The organism is Bacillus capparidis (genome assembly GCF_017832095.1).
In the GTDB taxonomy this organism is placed as follows: domain Bacteria; phylum Bacillota; class Bacilli; order Bacillales; family Bacillaceae; genus Bacillus; species Bacillus gobiensis.
The window spans coordinates 812489-834814 of record NZ_JAFDST010000001.1; the positions used below are offsets into that span (position 1 = coordinate 812489).

The window sequence follows — 22326 nt, forward strand, 5'->3', positions numbered from 1 at the left end:
GTTTCTACAATGATTGTGCATCTATTCTGAAAAAAATCTAGCGAGTTGATAAACAGGTATTTTTTTCAAATGACAAGAGCATAGCGAACGAATCAAACTATGCTCTTGTTCAGTAATTTCTTCAATAACGGATAAAGAACGTCCGGAAGCTGGTCTACATTTGGAACGAACAAACTGTATCTTCCATACATATTCTGAATGGTTTTCTTTTGAGCCTCTTCAATTTGACTATTTGACAAAAATACATTTATTACTTCTATACCCCTTTTTCTTGCAGTAATAACCGCTTCGTGAGTATCCACTATTCCGTTTTGTTCATACCCGTATGCTGCTGGTTCACCATCAGAGAAGACAATTAAAAATTTCTGTTTCTCGTGTCTGTGCCTGAACATGCGAATAGCCTGCCTAATGGCAAAGCCGTCGCGGTTATCTTCCTCCGGTTCAAGCTGCATAATTTCAGGGCCAGTCACGCGTTTTAGTGACTGTTCAAATGGAATGATCGTCTTAAAATAGTTTGGCTGCTCCTCTTCCGTGGCCTCTTCTTCCCAAAAGCCAATCACTTGATGCTTCACCTGAACAGATTTTAATGACTCGTGAAAAAGGGCAATCCCCTTTTTCGTTTCATCCATTTTATCGAACATGCTTGCCGAGCAATCAACGAGCAGGAGAAATGCAGCATCAATTTCTTTTGAAAGCTCCTGCTTTTTATAAAAAAGCCGCGGATTTTCCTCTGTGAAATACCTCAGCAGCTTTTTGTTTAAGCGGCCGGCGTGCAAATTTGTTTTGGGCTGCGTCCTTTTGTGCTCTAACGTTTTTTGAATCATCTGCTTTAATTTTTTTTGGTAAAACGAGATAGATTTCACTTGAATTTGATAGTCAAGCGTTTCTTTCAGTGTTGGTTTATGCGGTGATGTGAATTTTGCGACAGCGAATTTGTTTTCTTTGCCAAAGTCATCATTGCCGTTGTTTGCCGGTTCATCGTTCACGGCGTCATGTGATTCAAGCTTGGAATAATCCTTTCTTTTCGACTGACTGCTTCTTCCCTGTACGATACCAAAAGCTTGATCCCCATCATCGCCTTCACGAAATGAGTTTCCTAATCGATTGGTTTTTGCGCCATGTTCTACATCAAATTGCAAAAAGCTCTTTGATTCGGCATTCGTTTCTCTATGCCAGGTAGGAAGTGTTTCGTCCTCTACGTCTTTTTCTTCCTTTTCTTGGTCTTCTAAGGCAATATCTTCACTCAGCTTCGTATTTTCCTCAAGCTTCTCTGCCTCCTCCAACTGCACCACACTGATGTCGGGTAGAAAGAAATACGTATTCAGCATATCTTTATTAAGTATTTCTTCAAAGAGATCGACTAAGTTCCTAGCGATCACAATGATTTCATTTGTCGAACGTGCATCATAGATTCTGCTTAACTGACTTTCAATATACGGTTTCGCGGCGGTAATGTCCTCGCGGATATCAGGAATCTCTTCAAGCGGCGAGTCCGCTGTCAGCTTCAAATAAATTCCGCAAAACAAAGCATCGGTAAAAATGCTTCGTTCTTTATTAAGAGTCAGCTGTGTGCGAAAATGCTTGCGATACAGCTCGCGGCGCTGTTGAAAAATTGATTTCGTTCCAGGACGAGAAGATTTTACTAATTCTTCGATTCGAATATCTTCAAAAAGGCTTACAAGCTGCTTCGCCAAGCTCGAAAGCTTTTTGCCTTTCATTTGCCGCAAAAAGTTTGCCGTGTCCGGAAACGAATGAAAACGTGACCCAATCGATCTGAGATAAATGTCGCTTTTTAATCCAGCTCGCAAATCTTCGTAAGGCCGGTCCTTCCAGAAATGACTCATGTATATTTTATTTTCATAAGGATGGTAATAGGATTGCACGCCATACTCAACTTCTACGGAATGATTCGAAGACAAGGTTTTTGCAAGATCATTCATTTCCATAAACAAAAAGGAGTCGATCGTGCTATCGTTGAATTTAATAAACTTCATAGGAACCCTCATTCAAATAATGTTTGAGCAATATTTCTTACTGCTGCTTTTTCTCGTTCATCCTCTAGTTTTTCAACGACCCCTCTCTCAATTGCTCGCAAAGGAGGAATATAAGCCGCAAGGTCACATGTGTCCAACAGGGCCCGTATGGAAGCTGCATCTTCGGAAACCGTTCCATTTTCTGTCTGAATAAGCAAATCGGACGACAATTGAACAAATTGCTTGATTAATTTTTCGTTTGACAAAGTCGATTGGCTCTTTAACACATCTTCTAAAATTTTTCCGGTAACATAAGGAACGTCAATGATGACGAAACGGTTTTTCAGCGCTTCATTTAAAGGTACGGTCCCTACGTACCCTTCATTGATTGCTGCAATAACACCAAAGCCTTCCTTTGCTTGAACAACCTCACCCGTAAATGGATTTGTCATTCGTTTTCTGTAGTCGAGGACGCCGTTTAAAATAGGCAGAGTCTCAGGCTTTGCCATATTTATTTCATCAATATAAAGAAATTGCCCTTTTTGCATCGCCTTTGTGACAGGACCTGGAACAAATTCAATCGCAGATTGTCCGCTTTCATTGGTGATTGTTTTATAACCGACTAACGCCTCAGCATCTAAATCGACGGAGCAATTGATGCTGTGCATCGGCTGATGAAATACAGCTGACAGTGTCTCGGCAAGCTTCGTTTTACCCGATCCCGTTGGTCCTTTAAGCAATATATTTTTTCCCATAGCAAGAGAGATAATGGCATCTATCAATATGAATTCGTTGTCTGATGCATATCCAGGAGATCCGATTAACGATTGATCTTCTTCAGTAATGTTTTGTTTATGAAAAGCTTTTATTTTTGTTTGGATTGATTCCGGCAGAATTAATTTTTCTATTTGTTGATTCATTCTATGCTTCCTCTCCAAGTTTACTGATACAACCTCGAGTATACTAGAAAAAGTCCGCTGCCTGCAATCTACTGCGCTTCACCGTTTTTAATAGATCCGCATACAATTCGTTCACCAGAATTTCCGCTCGGGTTCGTGAGATAATCATCCTGTCCGCTGTGAATGATAAAAGCACTTCCGTCATTATCTAATAGAGAAAGCTTACCTTGACTGATTGTCACATCAGGTGCATTGACGATGATGTCAACCTTCCCATCGGCACCGACTTCAATATTTGGCAGGTCTCCGGCATAAGGCCCTTTTGGATTATCGAAACCGTGTTCTTTATTGGTCGGGTTAAAAACAGAACCCGCTGATTCAAAGGTCGGCGCTGTACACTCTGCTTTTTCGAAAATATGAAAAGCCAGCGTACCAGGCGGTAATTCGCTCGCCGATAAATGGATATCCACGCCTTTTTCCTTTGATTCATAAACCTCAATGTATCCAACCGTATTTCTTTTTTGATTGACCATTGGTATTCGATATACTCCCCCAGCCATTTCTGCTACTTCTTTCGAATTCTCTTTTGATACGCTCCCGTCATTTTTCGTTCCACAACCGGCACTAGAAATTAATAGTAAGGAAGCAAGGAATCCTGTTACAAACTGTTTCATTTCAACCCCCACGCCTCTAATATATTTAATGCTTTTGTTAGTGTGGACAGATTAAAATCAGCGTAAACAAAAAAAGCCATTAAAATGGCTTTTTAAAAGAAACGTTTTGCTCCAAGATATCGTTTGTTCCAATAGGAATTGCTTAAGTTTGAGATTTCAACACCCGACGAGCCAGCATGAATAAAGTCTCCGTTTCCTAAATAAATACCCATATGAGACGGACCTGCTTTATACGTTGTGAAATATACAAAATCACCGCGGGAAGGTTCTCCAATTGACTTCATAGAGTTCCAATAGCCGGCTGTGCTTAATCGAGAAATAGACGCGACTTTATTTATCGAGTAATAGATAAACCCGCTGCAATCAAATCCTGATGGGTTATTTCCGCCCCAACGATATGGGACACCTATGTATTTCATTGCTTCTTCTATCATCCGGTCTGCTTTGATCCCAATTTGCTCCGGATCGGTTGATGGCTGAGAAGGCGGATTCACTGGCTGAGTAGGCTCGGGCTTTTTGCCAGCCTCTGAAATGCGGATCACTTGTCCAATTTGGAGAACATCCGATACTAATTGATTGAAATCTCTAATCTGTTGAACAGAAATGTTATACTGGTTTGCAATCTTCCATAGGGAATCACCTGCTTTTACAGTATGTTCCGCCGCGGAAGAAGGGTTTTCCGGTTTCTCAGGCTCTTGGGACTGCTCTATATCTTGCGGTTTCTCAGCCGGTGGCTTACCTGACGCCTTCAGCTTTAATATTTTGCCTGGATAAATGGTATCGGATGTCAGTTGATTTAATGTTTTTAATTCAGCTAATGAAAGATTATGCTTATTAGCTATCTTCCATAGGGAATCTCCAAGCTGCACTTGATATGTATCAGTATCGACTGAATCAGTATTCGTTTGAACGATTGAACCCGATGACGGTTTTTGCTGAGACGATTGTGAACTCTTTTTCAGCTTTAATTTTTGTCCTGGATAAATCATATCACTTGATAACGAATTTAAGTTTCGAATCTCTTGCACTGAAGTGTGGCTATTTCTGGCAATCATCCATAACGAATCACCGTATTTCACAGTATATGTAGAGATCGAAGGTTTCGCAGGCTTTTTAGCTGGTACTGCAGTCTTTTTCTGTGTATTGCTGTCTGCCTTTTTCGGGATTTTAAGGACTTGCCCAATCATAAGCTGCGTAGAAGATAGGTTGTTTGCTAATTTAATTGAATCAATACTAGTATGATAATCTCTCGATAGCTTCCACAAAGAGTCTCCCTTTTTCACTGTGATTGAGACCGCTTCCGCTGAAGGTGCTGCGAAAGCCGTTCCCGCTAGTGCAGAAGCAGTCAAACCGACAACGATTCTATTATTCATAAATAAAATTTGCCTCCTATCTTTTTCATTTTGCAGCAATCTTGCTTTTTGGCAAGACTGCATGGTTTTCGACACAATTATACTATTATCTTACAAAAGTCCATCAGGAAAGACAATTGCTATTAGATAAAAAAACAAAAAACTTTTTATTAAGAGAAATAATGCATCCCTTTTTCTTATCGGCGCAAACTACTAACTATTAACTGTTGATCAATATTTTGATGCGGGGAGAGATATGATGTTAGAAACGATCTTTAAATACTCATGCACTTTATTCGGAGTTGTTGCCTTGTCCACGATTTATGTTCAAATGTTTAAAAGCTCTAAAAATCCGGATAAAAAATAGGCAGCAAAAGGCTGCCTATTTTAATCTTTCCACGGATAAGTCCAAAACACTTCTTGTTCAAACCAAGGCATATGCTCGAATACAGACGAGTTCAGCTCCGTATCAATTTCTTTCAGCATGTATTCCGTTTGTGATTTATGGGCTTTTAGCGCACGGAATTTAACATCCGCTACTTCTTTGATGTCAAACATCACATCCGGCTTCCCTACCTCTTCCTCACGATCATTAGTGATCGCAATGCAATACGTCAAAGGCCGGTCTTCTTTTTTTCTGCGATACAAAGCTCTGATGACCGCTTCACCACATGCATCGTGGTCGGGATGAACGCCGTACCCGGGATAAAATGTAACGATAAGACTCGGATTTACTTCATTTATTACGGATTCCATAATATCAGCCAAATATTCATCATCTTCAAATTCAAGCGTTTTGTCACGTAGTCCAAGCATTTTCAATTCAACATCTAGCTCCTGACACGCCTGAATCAGCTCTTTTTTTCTAATAGACGAAAGGGATTCCCGATTTGCAAAAAGCGGATCCCCCATATTTCTGCCCATCTCCCCAAGAGTTGCACAAGCATAGGTAACCGGGATTCCTTTTTTTCTATTTAATGCAATCAATCCTGCCACACCGAAAGATTCATCATCCGGATGAGGCAAAATAACAAGTACATGCTCTTTACTCAAAATTCTTCACCTTCTTTATTAAACTGGAAAAGGGTCCGTGCTGATTTGCAGGCTGATGGCAAGCTTCCCGCCGGGCAAATATCCTGCAAGCAGCAGCGCTCCGTTTTCGTCAATTGTAAAATCAGTTAATCCTTCTGCATAAATCCAGCCATCTTCAGATTTCAAGCCCACTCTGAATGGTCCTTGGCCTTTAATTTTCGCTTGGCTGTATTTTACCTTTGCATTACGAATATATGCCACCACGGTCATATTGTTTGGATCTCTATGAGCTGAATAAGCGCCAGTCGTCGTTTCTAAGTGAATATAAACTGGCTGATTTAGAAATTGTTCCAAAGACTGCTGGACTGCATCCTTAACGATCGGTTTCATTCTTTTCCTCACTTTCTATAACTGCTATAAAGCCTAAAAAACGTTTTGTATGTAAATCAATAAGCAACGAATCGTCCATACGCTTGACAGTACTTGAATATAGAGTGTCCTTATCATCATATAGGTTCTTTTTTTCCTGAGCAAGAAGTATGCTTCTGATTTCTACGTACTGATTTTTCACATATTTTTTTACAAAGGTATCCTCATATTATACAACCTTATCTTCTATCTGCACAGCGGCATAGATTTCTGAAGTCACTTCTCTTCCCATGAAAAATCATGTTGAAGACAATGATGAGGATATAAGTTATTCTTAATTGAACGAAGCAGGAAGGATTATCTTGTTTGAATAAAGAGATAAGCATCGATTTCACCTCAACATACGGTACCGTATGTTTTAAATAAAGCTTTTGCCTTTTTTGTTGTCAATACACCTTTCAACATATAGCGCCCACGCGCAATTCCAAAAAGAGGACTGCCTTCACCACCTTCTGTTAAGCGCACGCCTTCATGATTAGACACATATATATGTAAACAGATGAAAGGAAGTGTTTGGCATGTTCGATTGGAACCGTTTTTTTCCATTCCAAAATCAATTTACAAAAGACCAATTCAAACAAATGAATCCTAATGAGGTTGAGTCATACGTCAATCAAGTGATGAGCAGCGTTTTCGGAAAAGGGTATCCGTCTCAATTTCCTTTCCGTGATCCATTGCATAACGAAGACAACAATCATGCCGCACATACATTTGAAACGAATGATCACGTTTTTGTCAAACTGCAAATCAATGAAAAGCAGCTGGAAGAGATAAAAATAAAGCATACCTCCCATACGTTGATTATTGAAAATTTTCCGAAGGACGGCGATGACCATAAAATCATATTGCCTTCTTTGGTGAAAAGAAAGGGCACTAAAGCTTCCTATAATGATGGAAACCTGGAAATTCGCTTTATGAAACTTGAGGATTATCAGCTTTCCGAAATCGAAATCTCGTAACTTTTCTCGCGTTAGTTAAAGGCTGCTGCATGCAAATGACCTGCTATTTCTAACAGGTCATTTTTATCGCTTTCAATTTGGCTTGTTAATACTGCTGCGGACCTTGGCCAGGGTAAGGACCAGGGAATCCGCTTCCCCCATATGGACCAGGGTATCCTCCGCCGTATGGCACCGGACCGTACGGGACAGGAGGGTAAAAATATGGCCTTGGATAATTAAAAATCGCACCGCCTAAAAATCCTCCAATCAAACCGCCCAGAAAGGGAGCCCCGAACAAAAAGGGGCTGCGGAATGGAAATCCGGCAGGCCCTGACCTCTGATTGTATATGAAGTGAGGGTACATGTTATTCCTCCTTTATGTTTGCCTATACTAAAGTATTCATAAAGACAGGAATGGTTTGGGCTACTCCTCATAAATCATTTTTTTAGTCATTCCACCGTCGACAATTAAATTGGTTCCTGTCACAAAACGGTTTTCCGGATCAGTGAGATACTTACATGCTTTATAAATATCCATAGGAAGGCCGACACGTTGGGAAAAATGCTGTGAATGGTCAATGTCCCTTAACTTGCTGTAATCTCCGGTTTCAATCCATCCGGGCGAGATACTGTTTACAACAATTCCGTCACTGCTTAAAGATGCAGCAAGCGCATGAGTGATCGCGAGAATTCCCCCTTTGGAAGCAGCATAGCTTTCAGAATCTGGTTCAGACATCAGTCCGCGAGTGGAAGCCATGTTTACGATGGCTCCTCCCTCTTCTTGTTTTCTCATAATTTTCGCCGCTTCTTTCGAAAACAAAAATACACTCGTTAAGTTGGTAGAAAGGACATCATTCCATTCGGATAATTCAAGCTCTAAAGGGGACTTCCAAATGCCCTTACCGACATTATTAATTAAAGCGTACAAGGAGCGGTTTTCCGATATGGCTTGGTTTACCGCTCTTTTGACTTGCTCTTCATCGGCAGCATCTGTTTTGATAAACCGGCAGGAAAGGCCGAGAGAATAGATTTTTTCTTCAAGCGCTTGTCCGCCTTCTTGATTCACATCTGCGCTCAAAACAAAAAATCCTTCTTTCGCATACTCAAGGGCAAGTACTTGTCCAATGCCACCTGCCGCACCTGTAATGATGACGGCTTTCTTATTGTTGTTCATTTTTTTCATTCCCCGCCAGTTCAGGTACGCAGTTTTTATCCGCCCAAGTTGCGATTTCAGATAATACCGGCTTGAGCTCTTCCCCTTTTTCTGTTAAATGATAGATCACCTTGACAGGTGTTTCGGGCAAAACATCTCTTTTAATAATTCCTTCCTGCTCCAGCTCTTTCAAACGCTCTGCAAGCATTTTCTGACTGATGTGCGGAATCATTTCATTTAAGTCCTTAAATCGTTTCGGTCCATGCAACAATACATGAATAATCATGCCGTTCCACCTTTTCCCAAGCAAGGAAAGGGCAATTTCTACCTTAGGACATAATTCAAATCCCATTGCTTTCACCCTTTACGTACAAAATCGATTTCAGTATCAAATAACAGGCGTTTCACTAACAAAAAGTGAGCATCTAACTCTATAGTACCACGAATCAGCTCTTCTTGGAAGAAGGTTGTACTGCAGCTGAAGGAATACGCCACATGATTCGCTTCCATTTAACGATTTGAAAATCCTTGCGATAAATCGCAAGGATTTTTTTGTTACATTTCTTTTTTCAAGACATCTAAGGCTTCTTTCATTTGCGAATCATTTTTTGCAAGCTTTTCTTGCAGTTTTGCCATTATGCCTGAGGTAGTGTCAGACTTTATAACTCCGTCTTCTGTTAAACCGTTATCCGATTGAAATGCTTTGACAGCCTCTTCTGTCTTCTCATCAAACAGACTGTTTGCAGTAACCTTGTATCCTAGTGCATTAAGCATTTGTTGAACTACCTTAATATCGTTGCCCGAATCTCCCTGTTTGTATTCTTTTTCGGGATCCAAATAAGGAAGGCTTGCGTAATCCGGAAGTTCTGATTTCACATCAGGCTGAATGCCTTTTTCATGAATCCAGCTGCCGTCAGGAGTCAGCCATTTTGCAATCGTAATTTTGACAGATGATCCATCGGAATACTGTTCCGGTTGCTGAATGGTTCCTTTGCCAAACGTTTTTTGTCCGACAATTGGTATGTCAGAGGATTGATGCAACGCAGCAGCCATAATTTCTGCAGCACTTGCCGTACCTTCATTTACGAGGACAACGACAGGTTCGCTTACAGATTTATCCTCTTCGGCCTTAATGACTTCTTTCTGGCCGTCCTTACTTTCTACCTGCATAATCGTTTTTCCTTTATCAACAAAAATATTGCTCATAGATATAGCTTGATCCATTAAACCTCCGGGATTATTTCTGAGATCCAAAACAAATCCCTTTGCTCCCTTTTGCTTTAATTCGTCGATGGCCTTTGTTAACTCTGAAGACGTAGATTCAGAAAAGCTGGTAATTTGAATCTCGCCAATCTTGTTGTCTGTCAATTTAGAATAAACCGTTTCAATCGGGATTGTATCACGTTTTATTGTGACTTCTACTTGCCCGACACCTGCACGGTTTAAAACAAGCTTAACATTCGTTCCTTTTTCTCCGCGAATATGGGTGACCGCTTCGTTTACGTTCATCCCTTCCACACTTTTATCATCGACCTTTAAAATTTGGTCGTGGGGTTTCAGGCCTGCTTCTTCTGCAGGAGATCCCTTAAGCGGAGCAACAATTAAAATTTGTCCGTTTTTTTCCTCAACTTGGGCGCCGATGCCTTCAAATGAAGACGAGATATTTTGCTGAAACCCGGATGCTTCCTCTTGATCCATATAGGTTGAATAAGGATCACCCAGCGCCTCGACCATCCCTTTAATCGCACCGTCCACTAATTTCTGATCATCAACTTTTTCATAATACTGTTTGCTAATCTTCTCGTAGGTCGACATCAATTTATTAAATTTTTGATCATCTGACGCCGAAACTGCCGGCGAATTCTGCTGGTTTGCAACAAGCCAAGTAATGCTCGATGCTGCAGCTGCGGTAATGATGACCACAAGAAATAGTTTTACAATTTGTTTCAACAGAAAACACCACCTTCTCTCCCCCATTATTATCCCGAACGAATTTTGTTTAGTCAACCAACTTCCCTTGAAAAATATACAAATCAACCGGCTTGTCCGCTCCAACCTTTTCGCAAGCTTCTACATAGCTTATAAAAAAGGAGGGAGTTTTTTTGAGCGCTTATCTTAAGATGCTGGCCGAGTTGGGAATTGGAGGTGCACATCCGGGCGGCCTGCCTTTAACGAAGGCACTTATTCAGGCACTTCGGTTAAACCCGGAGCTTCCCATTCTCGATGCTGGATGCGGGACAGGGCAGACTGCCGCTTACCTAAAACAGCTTTCATTTCCAGTTATCGCATTGGAGCCCAACCTGTTGATGGCAGATAAAGCTGCCGTAAGATTTGAGATGAAAGGATTATCGATTCCAATCTATCATGAAAAAATTGAACAAACGACTTTCGGCGATGATACGTTTTCTTATATTTTGACAGAATCGGTCCTTTCATTTACAGATCTAAGACAATCTGCAGCTGAAATCCAAAGAATATTAAAACCGGATGGCATATTGATTGCCATAGAAGCAACCAGAACGGCAGAGCTTACAAGCATAGAAAAAAACGAGATAAAAGATTTTTATGACTTTCATGACGTGTATTCAAAAGGAGAATGGATCGCCGCGCTGAAAAACGCAGGCTTCGCTGAAGTAAACGTTATAAACTGGAAGAACCTCGTGCTTGAAACACAAGAGACAGAAATGAATCTATCACCAAGTATAACGGAAGCATCGTATCACATCTTGGACCAACATAATCGTATATTGCAAAAATATCGGGGACGTATGGGGCATCTTATTTTTACGGCTTCTATAAAATAAACATTTAGCCTCCTCTATTCGTCCATTCTATTCTATGTTTCTATCGTAAGCTAACTAAGAAAGAAGCTAGATAGGAGGCATTTCATTTGAATCAGTACTATCATTTATGCAGCAGAAATGTAGGAAAGAATTGTAGAATTACTGATCGTTCCGGTAGAGTACATGTTGGAAGAATTACGAGAGTTTCCAATAGTAAAGTATTTATCCAACCGTCCAGACCAAGAGGATTTGGTTATGGATACGGATTTTATGGAGGATATTATCCTTGGGGCGGATATGGATATGGGATAGCACTTGGTGTCATCGTCGGCATCGCCATTGCCGGATTGTTTTTTTTCTAAAAGCACACGAAAAAGAAGCGCATTTTTTACATGTGCTTCTTCTTCATGCATGTTTCATACGTGAAAATATCTTACTTCAAACTAGATTCAAGAGCAATTTCAATCATTTCATTAAAGGTTGTCTGCCGCTCTTCAGAAGTCGTTTCTTCTCCTGTTAAAACATGGTCACTCACTGTTAATATTGTCAGTGCCTCCCTGTTGAATTTTGCGGCGAGTGTATACAAGGCCGTTGTTTCCATTTCTATTGCCAAAACACCGTATTTCGCTAACTTTTCAATTTGGCTGTCATCATTATAAAATTGATCTGCCGTAAACACATTGCCGACCTTTACAGAAACATTGCGTTCTACAGCCGTATCGTATGCATTTTTTAACAATTCAAAGCTTGCGGACGGAGCATAGTCAATTTCACCAAAAGCAACTCGATTGATTTGTGAATCAGTAGAAGATGTCATAGCAAGAATGACGTCACGAACCTGAACGTCCATTTTGATTGCTCCGCATGAACCTACACGGACTAATTTTTTTACATCATAGCTCTGAATCAGTTCATTCACATAAATGCTTATAGAAGGGACTCCCATCCCAGTACCTTGAACAGAGATTCTCTTGCCTTTATATGTACCCGTAAAACCAAGCATTCCTCTCACTTCATTGTAGCAAATTACATCTTCCAAATACGTTTCTGCTATGTATTTTGCACGCAGCGGATCACCTGGGAGTAATACTGTATCTGCAATTTGGCCTTTTTCAGCTCCTATATGTACACTCATTGTCATTCCTCCAACTAACAGTTTCCTTATCACTATACCATAACTCTCATAAACAAAAAATGACATAAAGAAAGCTGCTAAAATTAGCAGCTAATTGCAGACATCGGCAGGTTTGGTATCGTAATTTCCCGCCAGCCCATCGAAGAAAGCTTATAGTATGTTTCCTTTTTCTTATTTTCGCTTATTAATACAATATCCCCAGTACGAATAAATCTTGCTTTGTAATCAGAAGGTACCGTATCGAGCACATTAAATTTAGAAAACACCGTATCCAATACTTCCCTGTGTGATCTCCCATCTAATTCTGTTTGATAGACAGGCTCGTACCCTTTTTTCTCACCAATATCCGGAGTTTGAAAAATCGTAATATCATATTCTGGAGCCTTTTTCTTAAATACTTGAAAACTGAATCTCATCACGATCCCCTCCCAGGCTTTTTATTATATTTTAGCCTTTGATCGTATAATTCCTTTCACTAATTTTGTCGAATAGCCAACATTCGTTCGTCAATTTTTTTAAACAGTAGATAAAAGCAGTATCCTAAGCTCCATCCGGCAATGACATCTGTTAAAAAATGGACGCCGGTATATATTCTGCTAATACCAATGAGAAATACAAGTGAAAAAGCGAAAAACCAAGTACTTCTTTTATGCTGATAAAAAAACGGAATATATGTAATCAAAAGAAAAGCAATAAACAAATAGATGCTCGCAGTATTCATGCTATGTCCGCTTGGGAAGCTGAATGACGTCTCAGTAGCCAATGGATGATAGTGAGGCCTTTGCCTGTGCACGATCAATTTCATACCCTCATTGGCCACTCGCTCAGTAAAATACAACAGAAAAAGCAGCAAAGAAGGAACGATTTTTTTCAACAGAATCAAGAACAAAGCAACGATAACAATAATCGTAAGCAAATGCTTCGATGCTCCGAAATCAGTTAAAAACAAAAACGTTTGATTAAAAATTGGCGTTCGAATTTGTGTAAACACATGAATGATCCAATCATCTGCTGCCTGAACATTTTCTAAACGGACTGCTGCCATCATTAGAAGAAACACCGCGAGCGAAAAGACTGCCTTATTCACTCAAATTTTCCTCCTTCTTATGTATATACATACTTATACCCTGCTATAAGCCAGATGAATCTTGTACGATCAATTAGTCCTGTTCTTCTTCAATTAAGCATTTGGATAACAGATAGTCAAACGTAATATCTGCCAGCTCAAACAGTTCGTCCTCCCCTGGTATGTAACCTCTTGCAGTCAGCTCCCGATAGAAAAATTCAGCGATTTCTTCTGTATCAATGACAAACTCAATTTCTTTCATTTGCTGATTCCTCCTTTCCTATTGTTGTATGAGCTATCCATTTTTTTTATACCCTTGGAGCATCCTAGTCATAAAGTTTTTTCCTCTTCATATACTTGTCTTATCCAAGTTCAAGCAGGAGGGAAAAATCGATGCAGAAACTCATGCATTATTTAGATGGTGAATCGTTTGATGCTGCAATGGAAAAATTGCTTCATTACGGATTTCTTTGTATTCTGGCAGGAGGAGTTCCTTATTTCTGCTTCGTACTCATTCAATTTATTATGATGATTTGAATTGATCCTTTAGACTGTCCAACACAAAGCTCATCATATCTTTATACTCTGCGTCATGAAACATTTCATACAAAACTTTATAATCATTATAAATATCAAGCAGCTCATCAACAACTGAGTTGCCGTTACCTATGAGCAATTCTTTATCTTCAGTGCTTTGTTTTGATGACAGCAATACTTTTTTCAAGCCTTCTGATTCCAGATTTGACTCTCCTACGTAATGGACAAACAGCAGCTGATGCATAAATCTGTCCAGTTCATATTCGCGCATGACAAGGGTAAGCTCCTCCTCTTCCGTTTCCAGCCAAGCCCCATCCTTCATGCGGGTCAGTTCATAAATAATATCCTCCCAGCCATCCTCAGCATACCTCCAGATTTCAGTTCTATGTCCAACAATTTTAAACAGCTCTTTTCCGTATGTTTTCACACGTACGATGTCTCCGATAAGAAATTCATACTCAATATCTATTTTTTCCATGTCGACAATGATTCCTTCATAATCCGAGTAAAGCTGGATAGAGGACTCAAAATAAAGAACTTCATTTTGATTCACTTCATAAAGAAAATGCTTTTCAATTTGATGAACTTTCGTAATGGTTCCTACAGTTCCATACATAACAATGACGACAACGTCCCCAACCTGGAATTTCGGTGTGTTTTTCTTCATTCTGACTCCCCTCGCCGTTTTGTTCTTACGGTATGGTATGCCGCAAAAACTCATTTCGCATGGGCAAAGGAATTGGGATTTTTCTAAGAAATGCAGCCAAAAAAAAGACTGCAGCGGTTTATTAGCTGCAGAAAAATCAATTATTTGTTTTTTACTTCGACAATATAATGTTCCCAAGCATCATCAAACACCGACATCGAGGAAAGATAATCTCCGCTTACTTCTAAATACGAACTAAGCTCATGATAATCTGATGAGTACTTTGGAAATGTATGGTCTTCATATGCTTGATTTGCAAACTCGCTGATTTTGTCCTTTGGCTTCGGGTGCCTATGCTTCATCAAATAATGGTAAAACGATTTCAATTGAATTTCCCCTGACTATTATTAGTTTGTTGTTTCATTATACAACCCCCGACAATGATTTCAACCTGGTTGTATTATGAAAAATCAAAGTAATTACGTTTTAATATGCGCTCAGTATTCATTAGCTGTTCAAATGAAAGCTTGTATGGAAGGGGTTTTGTATCGATTAAAAGCAGCTGATTTTCAATTTCCTTGACAACTTGATCCTCCTGGTAGTTCATGCGGCAATGAAGACACGATACAGCAGGCGTTTCAGTAATTTCAATGGCTCTTGAACCATCTGGAAGCTCCCAATAGACTGTACTGACGGTTGGCATGGTTTTACCCTCTTCACACCAGTCACATGTTTTCATTTTTTGTCTCCTGATTTTTTTCCTTTTTCATTTGTGCAAGAAATTTCTTTTCCTTTAGTTCGTCTCTTTTTTCTCTTCGGTTTTTCAAAGATTCATGATTAGGATCGGTTACATAAGTTTCTCTCCGCTCGATTCGTTTCAAGCCTTCTGGAACCAAAGACGTACTTTTATCCGTTAAAAGGGATGAAACGCCTGTTTCGGTGGTTTTCTCAGGAAAAACCTTATAAAAAAACTCATCCGCTTGATTCGGAACGTATTTGTCAGGCTCTGGATAGGATGAAATAACCCCTTCGAAGTTTCGAAGCACGATTTTTTCAGGGCTTTGTGACAGAATATAATTCGGCTGCAAGGATATTTTTCCCCCGCCGCCCGGCGCATCAACGACGAAAGTTGGTACTGCATAACCGCTCGTGTGACCCCGCAATCCTTCCATAATTTCGATTCCTTTTGATACAGGTGCACGAAAATGACCGATTCCTTCTGATAAATCACATTGATAAATATAGTACGGCCGGACTCTCATTTTCACAAGATCGTGCATCAGCTTCTTCATAATCGTTAAACTGTCATTAATCCCAGTAAGGATGACAGCCTGATTTCCAACCGGGACGCCAGCATCGACCAGCCGCTCGCAAGCTTCTTTTGCTTCTTCTGTGATCTCGATGCTCGTATTAAAATGCGTATTCAGCCATACCGGATGATACTTTTTTAAAATGCTGCAAAGCCGCTCTGTAATCCTTTGCGGGAAAACTACAGGAGCCCTCGTACCGATGCGGATGATTTCCACGTGCGGTATGGCACGTAAATTTTTAAGAATATATTCAAGAATTTGATCGTTGATTAAGAGGCCGTCTCCTCCAGATATCAGAACATCCCTTACTTCAGGAGTTTCACTAATATATGAAATCGCTTGATCGAGCTGCTTTTTCGGTACTCCCATGCCGATCTGTCCAGAAAAACGCCGGCGGGTACAATACCTGCAATACATCGAGCATTGATTCGTAACAAGAAACAATACTCGATCCGGATAGCGGTGCGTAAGACCTGGAACTGGTGAATCTTCATCCTCGTGAAGCGGATCCTCTAAATCGTATTTCGTTTTATTCATTTCTTTTGATAAAGGAACAGACTGCATGCGAATGGGGCATTTCGGATCGTCAGGATCCATCAGTGAAGCGTAATAAGGTGTGATATTCAGCGGAATCGTTTTCGTTGAAAGGCTAACTCCTTCTTTTTCATCATCGGTTAAATTGACAACCTTGCTTAATTCATCGACATTTCTGACGGTGTGAGTCAATTGCCAGAGCCAATCATTCCACTGCTCATCGGTAACGTCTTTCCAAAGTTCGATTTCTTTCCAATGCCGTTTCGGTTTAAAAAGTTCATTCCCCAAATTCTTTCCCCCATTTCCTCATCTTTCTTCCATTATATGTGGGGCATGTGCGAGTACAGGAAAATGGCTATTGGTTAATTTGCTAATCAAATAGTTTTTTTTGCCAGATGTTCATGTTTTCCAAACCATTAAAAATCACACAGTTATTGATCAAGCGGCCTCCATAGGAATAGGACTGACGGCAAAGCGTCTTATTCATGCCAATAGATTCGGCTCTAGCTAAGGAAAATACATGGAAGATGCCCATTTGTTTTACTTTTTTTTCGAGCTCGATAATCAATCGGGTAAGTATGGAGTGTCCAGCAAATTCAGTTAATGTTGCACAATCGGTGATTTCTGCATGGCCGAGCTTTGTATTGATTTCTGCAGCAGCGGCGCTGATTAATGTATCGCCGCTAAAACAAGTATAGTAAACGCTTCCGCCTGTTATCGTTTTTTCAATGTAAGCACGGTCAGTAATTGGAGCAGGATAAATAGGAAAGACTTTTTTATATAGATCGGTGAGCATTTCAGAATCCTCAGCCTTTGCCTCGCGTATTTGAAAAGAGAATCCGTGGTCTCTTATAGGTTTTTTTGATTGATTCAAAATCGTTTGGAGCAGGTGATCTTGGCGCTCCCAAGAATTGGTCGTTTTTCTCGTTTGATCGAGATAATACGTCATGAGCAAAGCTCTATAACCGTTGTAATACCCGTCAATTTCTCCTTCTTGAAGAAATAACTTTTGAAGTAGATCCTTTTGATCATATGTTTTCGCAAAGATAATGATTTTTTCCATGCCGCGTTCTTTTCCGGTTTTGATGAGAATATCGGCCAGTGCCGCTGCTTTTCCTTCATAATCCAATACTCGAATTCGCTTATTAATCAAATCGTAATCAACAACAGCATGACAATGTTCTTCCTGTACTTTAATCATTTTCTATCTCGCACCAATCCAAAAGAAATAAACTGATAATTTTGGCTGATGTTAGCATGGCTTCTATTTCAATATATTCATCAGTGTGATGCGCGACTTTCGTTTCGCCAGGACCAAATACAATCGTCGGAATGCTTCCTGCGTGAAAAAGCATCCCCCCGTCAGTCCCCCATGGCGATGCCTCCTTTTTTGCTGTATGATTCGTTATTTTCTCAAATGATGCTTCCAGAGATCTGACTAGATCGTGGTTTTCATCTAATGCATTGGGAAGCCAGTGGGCGCCGTACCATTCCAATTCTACGGGGTGAAATTTAAACCATTCGTCCTGTTTTTCTAAGCTTTTGAGTCCATTTTCAATCTCAAGTTTTACATGATTCATGTCCTCGTCAGGAGCGACTCCGCACCGGCCTTCGACTTGAACAAGATCTGCGACCGAAGATGGCCAGCTGCCCCCATTGATCGTGCCGATATTTATTGGAACAGGAATGGGAGTATTGTGGTACAGCGGATCTTTTATTCTGACATTTCTCTTCTTCTCCAGTTCCTTTAAAGCATTTAGAACGAGAATGCTTTTTTCTATCGCACTTACTCCTTCATATCTCGTACCCCCGTGCGCAGATAAGCCTTTAACGATAATCCGGAACCACATGGATCCCTGCTGCTTGATAAACAGTTTTAAATTCGTCGGTTCAGGTATCAGCGCTCCGTCTGCCTTGTACCCTCGAAGTACAGTGGAAAGAGTTCCCGCTCCCCCGTTTTCTTCATCTGTGACACTTTGAAAGATGAGATCGCCTTTTAACGTAATTCCGCATGCTTCTAATGCCTCAATTGCAAGTAAGAGCGCTGTTGTTCCCCCTTTCATATCCGATGCGCCTCTGCCGTATACCTTTCCGTTCTTTTCTACAGCCAGATACGGGTGGGTACTCCATTTTCCGATGCTCCCTTCAGGTACGACATCAATATGGCCATTTAAGATAATTGATTTTCCGCCGCCGCTTCCATGCTTTCGGGCAACGATATTCGGGCTTTCTGCGAAATTCTCGCGGCCAGATACAAAATAGGGGTGCTGCTTCAATTGAATAATGCTCGGTTCATACACATCAACTTCCATTTGAAATTGACGGAGCTTTTCAAGGATCACCGCTTGAGCGTTAAATTCTTCTCCAATGGTGCTTTTTTCGGCAATCAGTTTTTTTAACAGACGCACTGCGTTATCTTTGTTATCTTCGATCCATCGGCACACTTTTTCTTCTAAATTGATCATAGAAGACCTCCTTTTTTTGGATCAGCTAATATCGATATCTATCTTGGCTGCCGTACTGGCTACGACTTCCTCTACCGTGCTGCCCTCCATTACTTCTTTTAAAACAAAACGCCGATTTTCAATCGTAAACACTGCTTTTTCTGTGATTACCATATTTACGCATTCCCTGGCTGTCAAAGGAAGCGTGCACCTTTCAACCAATTTTGGCGAATGATTTTTATCCGTTTGGCTCATCAGGATGATGACTTTTTTTGATTTTTGGACAAGCTCCAGCGCCCCTCCCATTCCGGGAACCCGTTTACCTGGAACAATCCAATTCGCTAAATCTCCCTTTTCGTTTACCTGCAAGCCGCCAAGAATCGTAAGGTCGATCTTTCCTTTTCTGATCATGCCGAATGAAACAGCAGTGTCAAAGAAAGAGGCTCCGTTAACCACCTGAACCGGATAGCCTGCCGCATTGCATAGGTTTTCGTCCTCTTTCCCCAGTTCCAGAGTCCCTCCAATTCCGAGTACTCCATTTTCCGATTGGAAAAGCACGTGTTTATATTCGGGCAAAAAGGCTGAAACGAGTGAAGGGATGCCTATACCAAGATTCACGACCATCCCTTCTTTTATTTCTTTTGCCGCACGCATAGCTATTTGCTCTCTCCATTCGTCTCCCACACCCATTTCCATTTCACCCCTTCGCTATTCACGACACCATTGACAAATATTCCAGGTGTGACAATTTCTTCGGGATTGATTTCACCAGGGTGAACAATTTGCTCAGCTTCTACAATCGTTCGATCTGCAGCCATTGCCATCAGCGGATTCATATTTCTTGCTGTCTTGTCATAAACCGCATTACCGAAAATGTCAGCTTTTTTTGCAAAGACCAGGGCAATATCAGCTGTAAGTGCTTCTTCGATCAAGTATGATGAGCCTTTAAGCGACACCGTGGTTTTTCCAGCAGAAACAAATTCATGATCTATTCCAATGTCAGTAAGTATTCCGCCAAGTCCGGCTCCTCCGGCTCTAATTCGTTCGGCGAGTGTACCTTGAGGTGAGAATTCAACGTCCAATTCTCCCTCTGTCATTTGATTCCCGGCAATCGGATTGCTTCCAATATGGGAGACGATTAATTTTTTTATGCGCTTGTTCATGATTAATGGTCCAATTCCAACCTCAGGAAATCCAGCATCATTACAGATAACCGTTAAGTCTTTCACTCCCTTTTGCAAAAGTCCCTCGAGCAAAGTAGGAGGAGAACCTACTCCTCCAAAGCCGCCGATCATCACCACAGTGCCGTCATTTATGCTTGATAACGCTGTTCCAACGTCCATTTTTTTATTGAAAGGAATCATAATTTCCCCTCCTTCTCGCAGGTGATTTCAACTGATTGGATCACAGATTGAAATAAATGAAATAACTCTTGCATTTCTTTTTTTGAAATGGTCAAAGGCGGTGAAATGATTACAGCATTTCCCGCTGTATCCAATCCAGCGCTCGACGGATAAAGAAGGAGACCTCTTTTTTTCGCTTCTTTGACGATCTTTTCCGTTAATCCGAACTCAGGCGGAAACGGATCCTTTGTTTCTTTATTTCTTACAAACTCTACTCCGATTAAAAGTCCTTTTCCCCTAATATCTCCGATGATTTTTGTGTACATCATCCAATCTTGCAGCTGCTTTTGCAATTGTTCTCCCATTAGCTCAGCTTGTCTGCATACATTCTTCGCTTTGCTGTAACGAATCACTTCAAGACCTGCCCGCGCAGAAAAAGGATTGGCACTGAACGTATGGCCGCTCATGATGATTCGAGAGCCGTTTTCGATCACTTGAATAATGCTATCGCTAACGACTGTTGCAGCTATCGGGGCATATCCGCCGCTTATCCCCTTGCCGAGTGCAACAATATCAGGTTCCACGTTCCAATGCTCAATTGCGAGCCATTTTCCCGTTCTGCCGATACCTGACATCACCTCATCAGCGATAAACAGCACATCATTTTTTTCACAGACCTTCTTGATTTTTTCATAATATCCTTCTGGAGGTGTTATGGCAGCGCCTGCAGCGCCAACGATCGGCTCTGCCACAAATGCAGCAACGTTTGATTTTCCTATTCGGTGAATCGCCTTCTCCAGCTCTTGGGCACAGGCGATCCCACACTCCGGATAGGCGAGCTGATACGGGCATCTGTAGCAATTGGGGGCAGATACGGCAGGATAATGTTCGATCATGTGAGTAAAACGAACTCTTCGTTCATAAAATCCGGATAATGCAAGAGCACCATTTGTTATTCCGTGGTAGCTGTTCCATCTTGAAATAAACTTTGTTTTTTGGGGATGATTTTTATCCTGCCAGTATTGAATCGCGATTTTCATTGCTGTTTCTATCGCTTCCGATCCGCTATTGACGAAAAATGATCGGGTAAGATCACCGGGGAGAAGATTGGCTAATTCTTCAGCCAATTGTTCGGCAGGAAGATTGGAAAATTGAGATCGATAAACAAAAGATAAGTTTTTCAGCTGATCATAAAGAGGATCAATGATTTCCTTTACTCCATGGCCAATATTGCAGGTAACAGCCCCTGATGAACCATCTAGATATTTCTTTTCATCAGCATCATAAATATAGACCCCATCAGCATGAACAGCAATTGGATATTCACCATTTAATTCAGGTTTAATTAAATAGCTTTTCACCTTTACCTCCTCCAGAAAATCCATGCTATAAAGGAAAAAACGTTTGATATCAATTATATGTGCTGGGACGTATGTGCATTCGTTCTTTATCAGTTAAATGCTGCTTCCATTTATGTCAGAGGCTCTCGGATTTCTTGATAGATTTAGAGCTATTTTTTCAAGGTTGGGATCCATTTTTGTCAGCTCCAGTTTTTCTAATATCGCCATCATAAATCCATAATGTGCAGGCCCTTTGCTTGTAATTATATTTTTATATATACAGACATCTGAACCATCATAATTTCCATTCCTAAATAAATGAGAGTATTGATCATTGGTTTGCGGCATACAGGTATATTTTCCGTTAATCAACCCAGAAGCTGCCAACAGAACAGCAGACGCACAACTTGCGGCTATATTCCCTTTGTAGCATCTTAAAAACGTACGTAATGGCTGATTTTCTATGAGTGAAGAGGTAACATTTCCACCTGGAAGTAAGATAAGGTCATATTCGTTAGGATCTTCAGTTTCAATCGATTTTTCTACATTAATAACTATTCCTCCATCTGTCGATACGTTTGAACCATCAATCGAAAAGGTTTCCATCTTCCAGCTCTTATCTTTTAAAAACTTTTGCAATAGTGCTACTTGCCAAATTGCAAAATCATCATATGCTATGAAGGCAAACTTATTCATCTTTATCACCTCTTTTAAAAGATGAAACCTACTTTACCAGAA

General features: G+C 40.6%; 28 protein-coding genes. 4 read left to right on the forward strand and 24 right to left on the reverse strand.

The window, feature by feature from the left end:
• Positions 1 to 92: 92 nt before the first annotated feature.
• From JOC74_RS03960 to JOC74_RS03985, 6 genes are all read right to left on the reverse strand, one after another.
• Positions 93 to 1994: a vWA domain-containing protein gene (locus JOC74_RS03960; RefSeq protein WP_053603064.1), complete on the reverse strand. Its 1902-nt coding sequence runs from the start codon at positions 1992 to 1994 to the stop codon at positions 93 to 95.
• 8 nt (positions 1995 to 2002) lie between these two features.
• Positions 2003 to 2893 (reverse strand): ATP-binding protein, encoded by an 891-nt coding sequence (locus tag JOC74_RS03965; RefSeq protein WP_053603065.1) that lies wholly within the window; start codon positions 2891 to 2893, stop codon positions 2003 to 2005.
• Positions 2894 to 2961: 68 nt separating this feature from the next.
• The gene (locus JOC74_RS03970; protein ID WP_053603066.1) at positions 2962 to 3546 is read right to left on the reverse strand and encodes a superoxide dismutase family protein; all 585 of its coding nucleotides are present in this window, start codon (positions 3544 to 3546) and stop codon (positions 2962 to 2964) included.
• 92 nt (positions 3547 to 3638) lie between these two features.
• Positions 3639 to 4919 carry a C40 family peptidase gene (locus tag JOC74_RS03975; RefSeq protein WP_053603067.1) on the reverse strand — a complete coding sequence of 427 codons (1281 nt, stop codon included), beginning with the start codon at positions 4917 to 4919 and terminating at the stop codon, positions 3639 to 3641.
• A 366-nt stretch (positions 4920 to 5285) separates the two neighbouring features.
• Positions 5286 to 5951 (reverse strand): bacillithiol biosynthesis deacetylase BshB2, encoded by a 666-nt coding sequence (bshB2, locus tag JOC74_RS03980; protein ID WP_053603068.1) that lies wholly within the window; start codon positions 5949 to 5951, stop codon positions 5286 to 5288.
• 18 nt (positions 5952 to 5969) lie between these two features.
• Positions 5970 to 6320: a YojF family protein gene (locus JOC74_RS03985; RefSeq protein WP_053603069.1), complete on the reverse strand. Its 351-nt coding sequence runs from the start codon at positions 6318 to 6320 to the stop codon at positions 5970 to 5972.
• 557 nt (positions 6321 to 6877) lie between these two features.
• On the opposite strand from JOC74_RS03985, the gene JOC74_RS03990 reads away from it, so the two are divergent.
• Entirely contained in the window at positions 6878 to 7318 is a 441-nt protein-coding gene (locus tag JOC74_RS03990; RefSeq protein ID WP_053603071.1) for an Hsp20/alpha crystallin family protein, read from the forward strand.
• A gap of 85 nt (positions 7319 to 7403) precedes the next feature.
• Here the strand turns inward: JOC74_RS03990 and JOC74_RS03995 are convergent, their stop codons facing one another.
• The 4 genes from JOC74_RS03995 to JOC74_RS04010 form a co-directional block, all read right to left on the reverse strand.
• Positions 7404 to 7661 (reverse strand): hypothetical protein, encoded by a 258-nt coding sequence (locus tag JOC74_RS03995; protein ID WP_053603072.1) that lies wholly within the window; start codon positions 7659 to 7661, stop codon positions 7404 to 7406.
• Between the two features lie 60 nt (positions 7662 to 7721).
• Complete coding sequence (locus JOC74_RS04000; RefSeq protein ID WP_211086058.1) at positions 7722 to 8471, reverse strand: SDR family oxidoreductase; 750 nt, start codon at positions 8469 to 8471, stop codon at positions 7722 to 7724.
• The gene (locus tag JOC74_RS04005; RefSeq protein ID WP_053603074.1) at positions 8458 to 8802 is read right to left on the reverse strand and encodes a winged helix-turn-helix transcriptional regulator; all 345 of its coding nucleotides are present in this window, start codon (positions 8800 to 8802) and stop codon (positions 8458 to 8460) included. The genes JOC74_RS04000 and JOC74_RS04005 overlap by 14 nt, the downstream gene beginning before the upstream one ends.
• Before the next feature lie 203 nt (positions 8803 to 9005).
• Complete coding sequence (locus JOC74_RS04010) at positions 9006 to 10400, reverse strand: S41 family peptidase (protein WP_053603075.1); 1395 nt, start codon at positions 10398 to 10400, stop codon at positions 9006 to 9008.
• Positions 10401 to 10552: 152 nt separating this feature from the next.
• On the opposite strand from JOC74_RS04010, the gene JOC74_RS04015 reads away from it, so the two are divergent.
• Together JOC74_RS04015 and JOC74_RS04020 are read left to right on the forward strand one after the other, a co-directional pair.
• Positions 10553 to 11254 carry a class I SAM-dependent methyltransferase gene (locus JOC74_RS04015; RefSeq protein WP_053603076.1) on the forward strand — a complete coding sequence of 234 codons (702 nt, stop codon included), beginning with the start codon at positions 10553 to 10555 and terminating at the stop codon, positions 11252 to 11254.
• 86 nt (positions 11255 to 11340) lie between these two features.
• Complete coding sequence (locus tag JOC74_RS04020; protein WP_053603077.1) at positions 11341 to 11595, forward strand: hypothetical protein; 255 nt, start codon at positions 11341 to 11343, stop codon at positions 11593 to 11595.
• 71 nt (positions 11596 to 11666) lie between these two features.
• On the opposite strand, the gene deoD is transcribed toward JOC74_RS04020, so the two are convergent.
• From deoD to JOC74_RS04040, 4 genes are all read right to left on the reverse strand, one after another.
• Positions 11667 to 12368, reverse strand: coding sequence for a purine-nucleoside phosphorylase (gene deoD / locus JOC74_RS04025; RefSeq protein WP_211086059.1), 702 nt, complete (start codon positions 12366 to 12368; stop codon positions 11667 to 11669).
• Positions 12369 to 12451: 83 nt separating this feature from the next.
• Complete coding sequence (locus tag JOC74_RS04030) at positions 12452 to 12784, reverse strand: YodL domain-containing protein (RefSeq protein WP_053603079.1); 333 nt, start codon at positions 12782 to 12784, stop codon at positions 12452 to 12454.
• Between the two features lie 59 nt (positions 12785 to 12843).
• Positions 12844 to 13455, reverse strand: a complete 612-nt coding sequence (locus JOC74_RS23820) for a phosphatase PAP2 family protein (protein WP_053603080.1) — start codon at positions 13453 to 13455, stop codon at positions 12844 to 12846.
• 73 nt (positions 13456 to 13528) lie between these two features.
• The gene (locus JOC74_RS04040; RefSeq protein ID WP_082363817.1) at positions 13529 to 13696 is read right to left on the reverse strand and encodes a YozD family protein; all 168 of its coding nucleotides are present in this window, start codon (positions 13694 to 13696) and stop codon (positions 13529 to 13531) included.
• 131 nt (positions 13697 to 13827) lie between these two features.
• Here JOC74_RS04040 and JOC74_RS04045 point away from each other — a divergent pair, with 131 nt between their 5' ends.
• Entirely contained in the window at positions 13828 to 13971 is a 144-nt protein-coding gene (locus JOC74_RS04045) for a hypothetical protein (protein ID WP_098945204.1), read from the forward strand.
• On the opposite strand, the gene yodN is transcribed toward JOC74_RS04045, so the two are convergent.
• The 10 genes from yodN to JOC74_RS04095 form a co-directional block, all read right to left on the reverse strand.
• Complete coding sequence (gene yodN, locus JOC74_RS04050; protein WP_053603081.1) at positions 13958 to 14638, reverse strand: germination protein YodN; 681 nt, start codon at positions 14636 to 14638, stop codon at positions 13958 to 13960. The genes JOC74_RS04045 and yodN overlap by 14 nt on opposite strands.
• A 140-nt stretch (positions 14639 to 14778) precedes the next feature.
• Complete coding sequence (locus JOC74_RS04055; RefSeq protein ID WP_053603082.1) at positions 14779 to 15003, reverse strand: YozE family protein; 225 nt, start codon at positions 15001 to 15003, stop codon at positions 14779 to 14781.
• A gap of 74 nt (positions 15004 to 15077) precedes the next feature.
• Positions 15078 to 15356 (reverse strand): YokU family protein, encoded by a 279-nt coding sequence (locus tag JOC74_RS04060; protein ID WP_053603083.1) that lies wholly within the window; start codon positions 15354 to 15356, stop codon positions 15078 to 15080.
• Positions 15343 to 16749 carry a lysine 2,3-aminomutase gene (gene kamA / locus JOC74_RS04065; RefSeq protein WP_211086060.1) on the reverse strand — a complete coding sequence of 469 codons (1407 nt, stop codon included), beginning with the start codon at positions 16747 to 16749 and terminating at the stop codon, positions 15343 to 15345. The genes JOC74_RS04060 and kamA overlap by 14 nt, the downstream gene beginning before the upstream one ends.
• Positions 16750 to 16831: 82 nt before the next feature.
• The gene (ablB, locus tag JOC74_RS04070) at positions 16832 to 17662 is read right to left on the reverse strand and encodes a putative beta-lysine N-acetyltransferase (protein ID WP_053603085.1); all 831 of its coding nucleotides are present in this window, start codon (positions 17660 to 17662) and stop codon (positions 16832 to 16834) included.
• Positions 17655 to 18926 carry a peptidase gene (locus JOC74_RS04075; protein WP_053603086.1) on the reverse strand — a complete coding sequence of 424 codons (1272 nt, stop codon included), beginning with the start codon at positions 18924 to 18926 and terminating at the stop codon, positions 17655 to 17657. Before JOC74_RS04075 ends, ablB begins: the two co-directional genes overlap by 8 nt.
• A gap of 21 nt (positions 18927 to 18947) precedes the next feature.
• On the reverse strand, positions 18948 to 19595 hold the full coding sequence (locus JOC74_RS04080; protein WP_053603087.1) for a 3-oxoacid CoA-transferase subunit B: 648 nt from the start codon (positions 19593 to 19595) through the stop codon (positions 18948 to 18950).
• Positions 19562 to 20269: a CoA transferase subunit A gene (locus JOC74_RS04085; RefSeq protein WP_053603088.1), complete on the reverse strand. Its 708-nt coding sequence runs from the start codon at positions 20267 to 20269 to the stop codon at positions 19562 to 19564. The genes JOC74_RS04080 and JOC74_RS04085 overlap by 34 nt, the downstream gene beginning before the upstream one ends.
• Positions 20266 to 21609, reverse strand: a complete 1344-nt coding sequence (locus JOC74_RS04090) for an aspartate aminotransferase family protein (RefSeq protein WP_053603089.1) — start codon at positions 21607 to 21609, stop codon at positions 20266 to 20268. The genes JOC74_RS04085 and JOC74_RS04090 overlap by 4 nt, the downstream gene beginning before the upstream one ends.
• Positions 21610 to 21702: 93 nt before the next feature.
• Positions 21703 to 22284: a DJ-1/PfpI family protein gene (locus JOC74_RS04095; protein WP_053603090.1), complete on the reverse strand. Its 582-nt coding sequence runs from the start codon at positions 22282 to 22284 to the stop codon at positions 21703 to 21705.
• Positions 22285 to 22326: the final 42 nt, after the last annotated feature.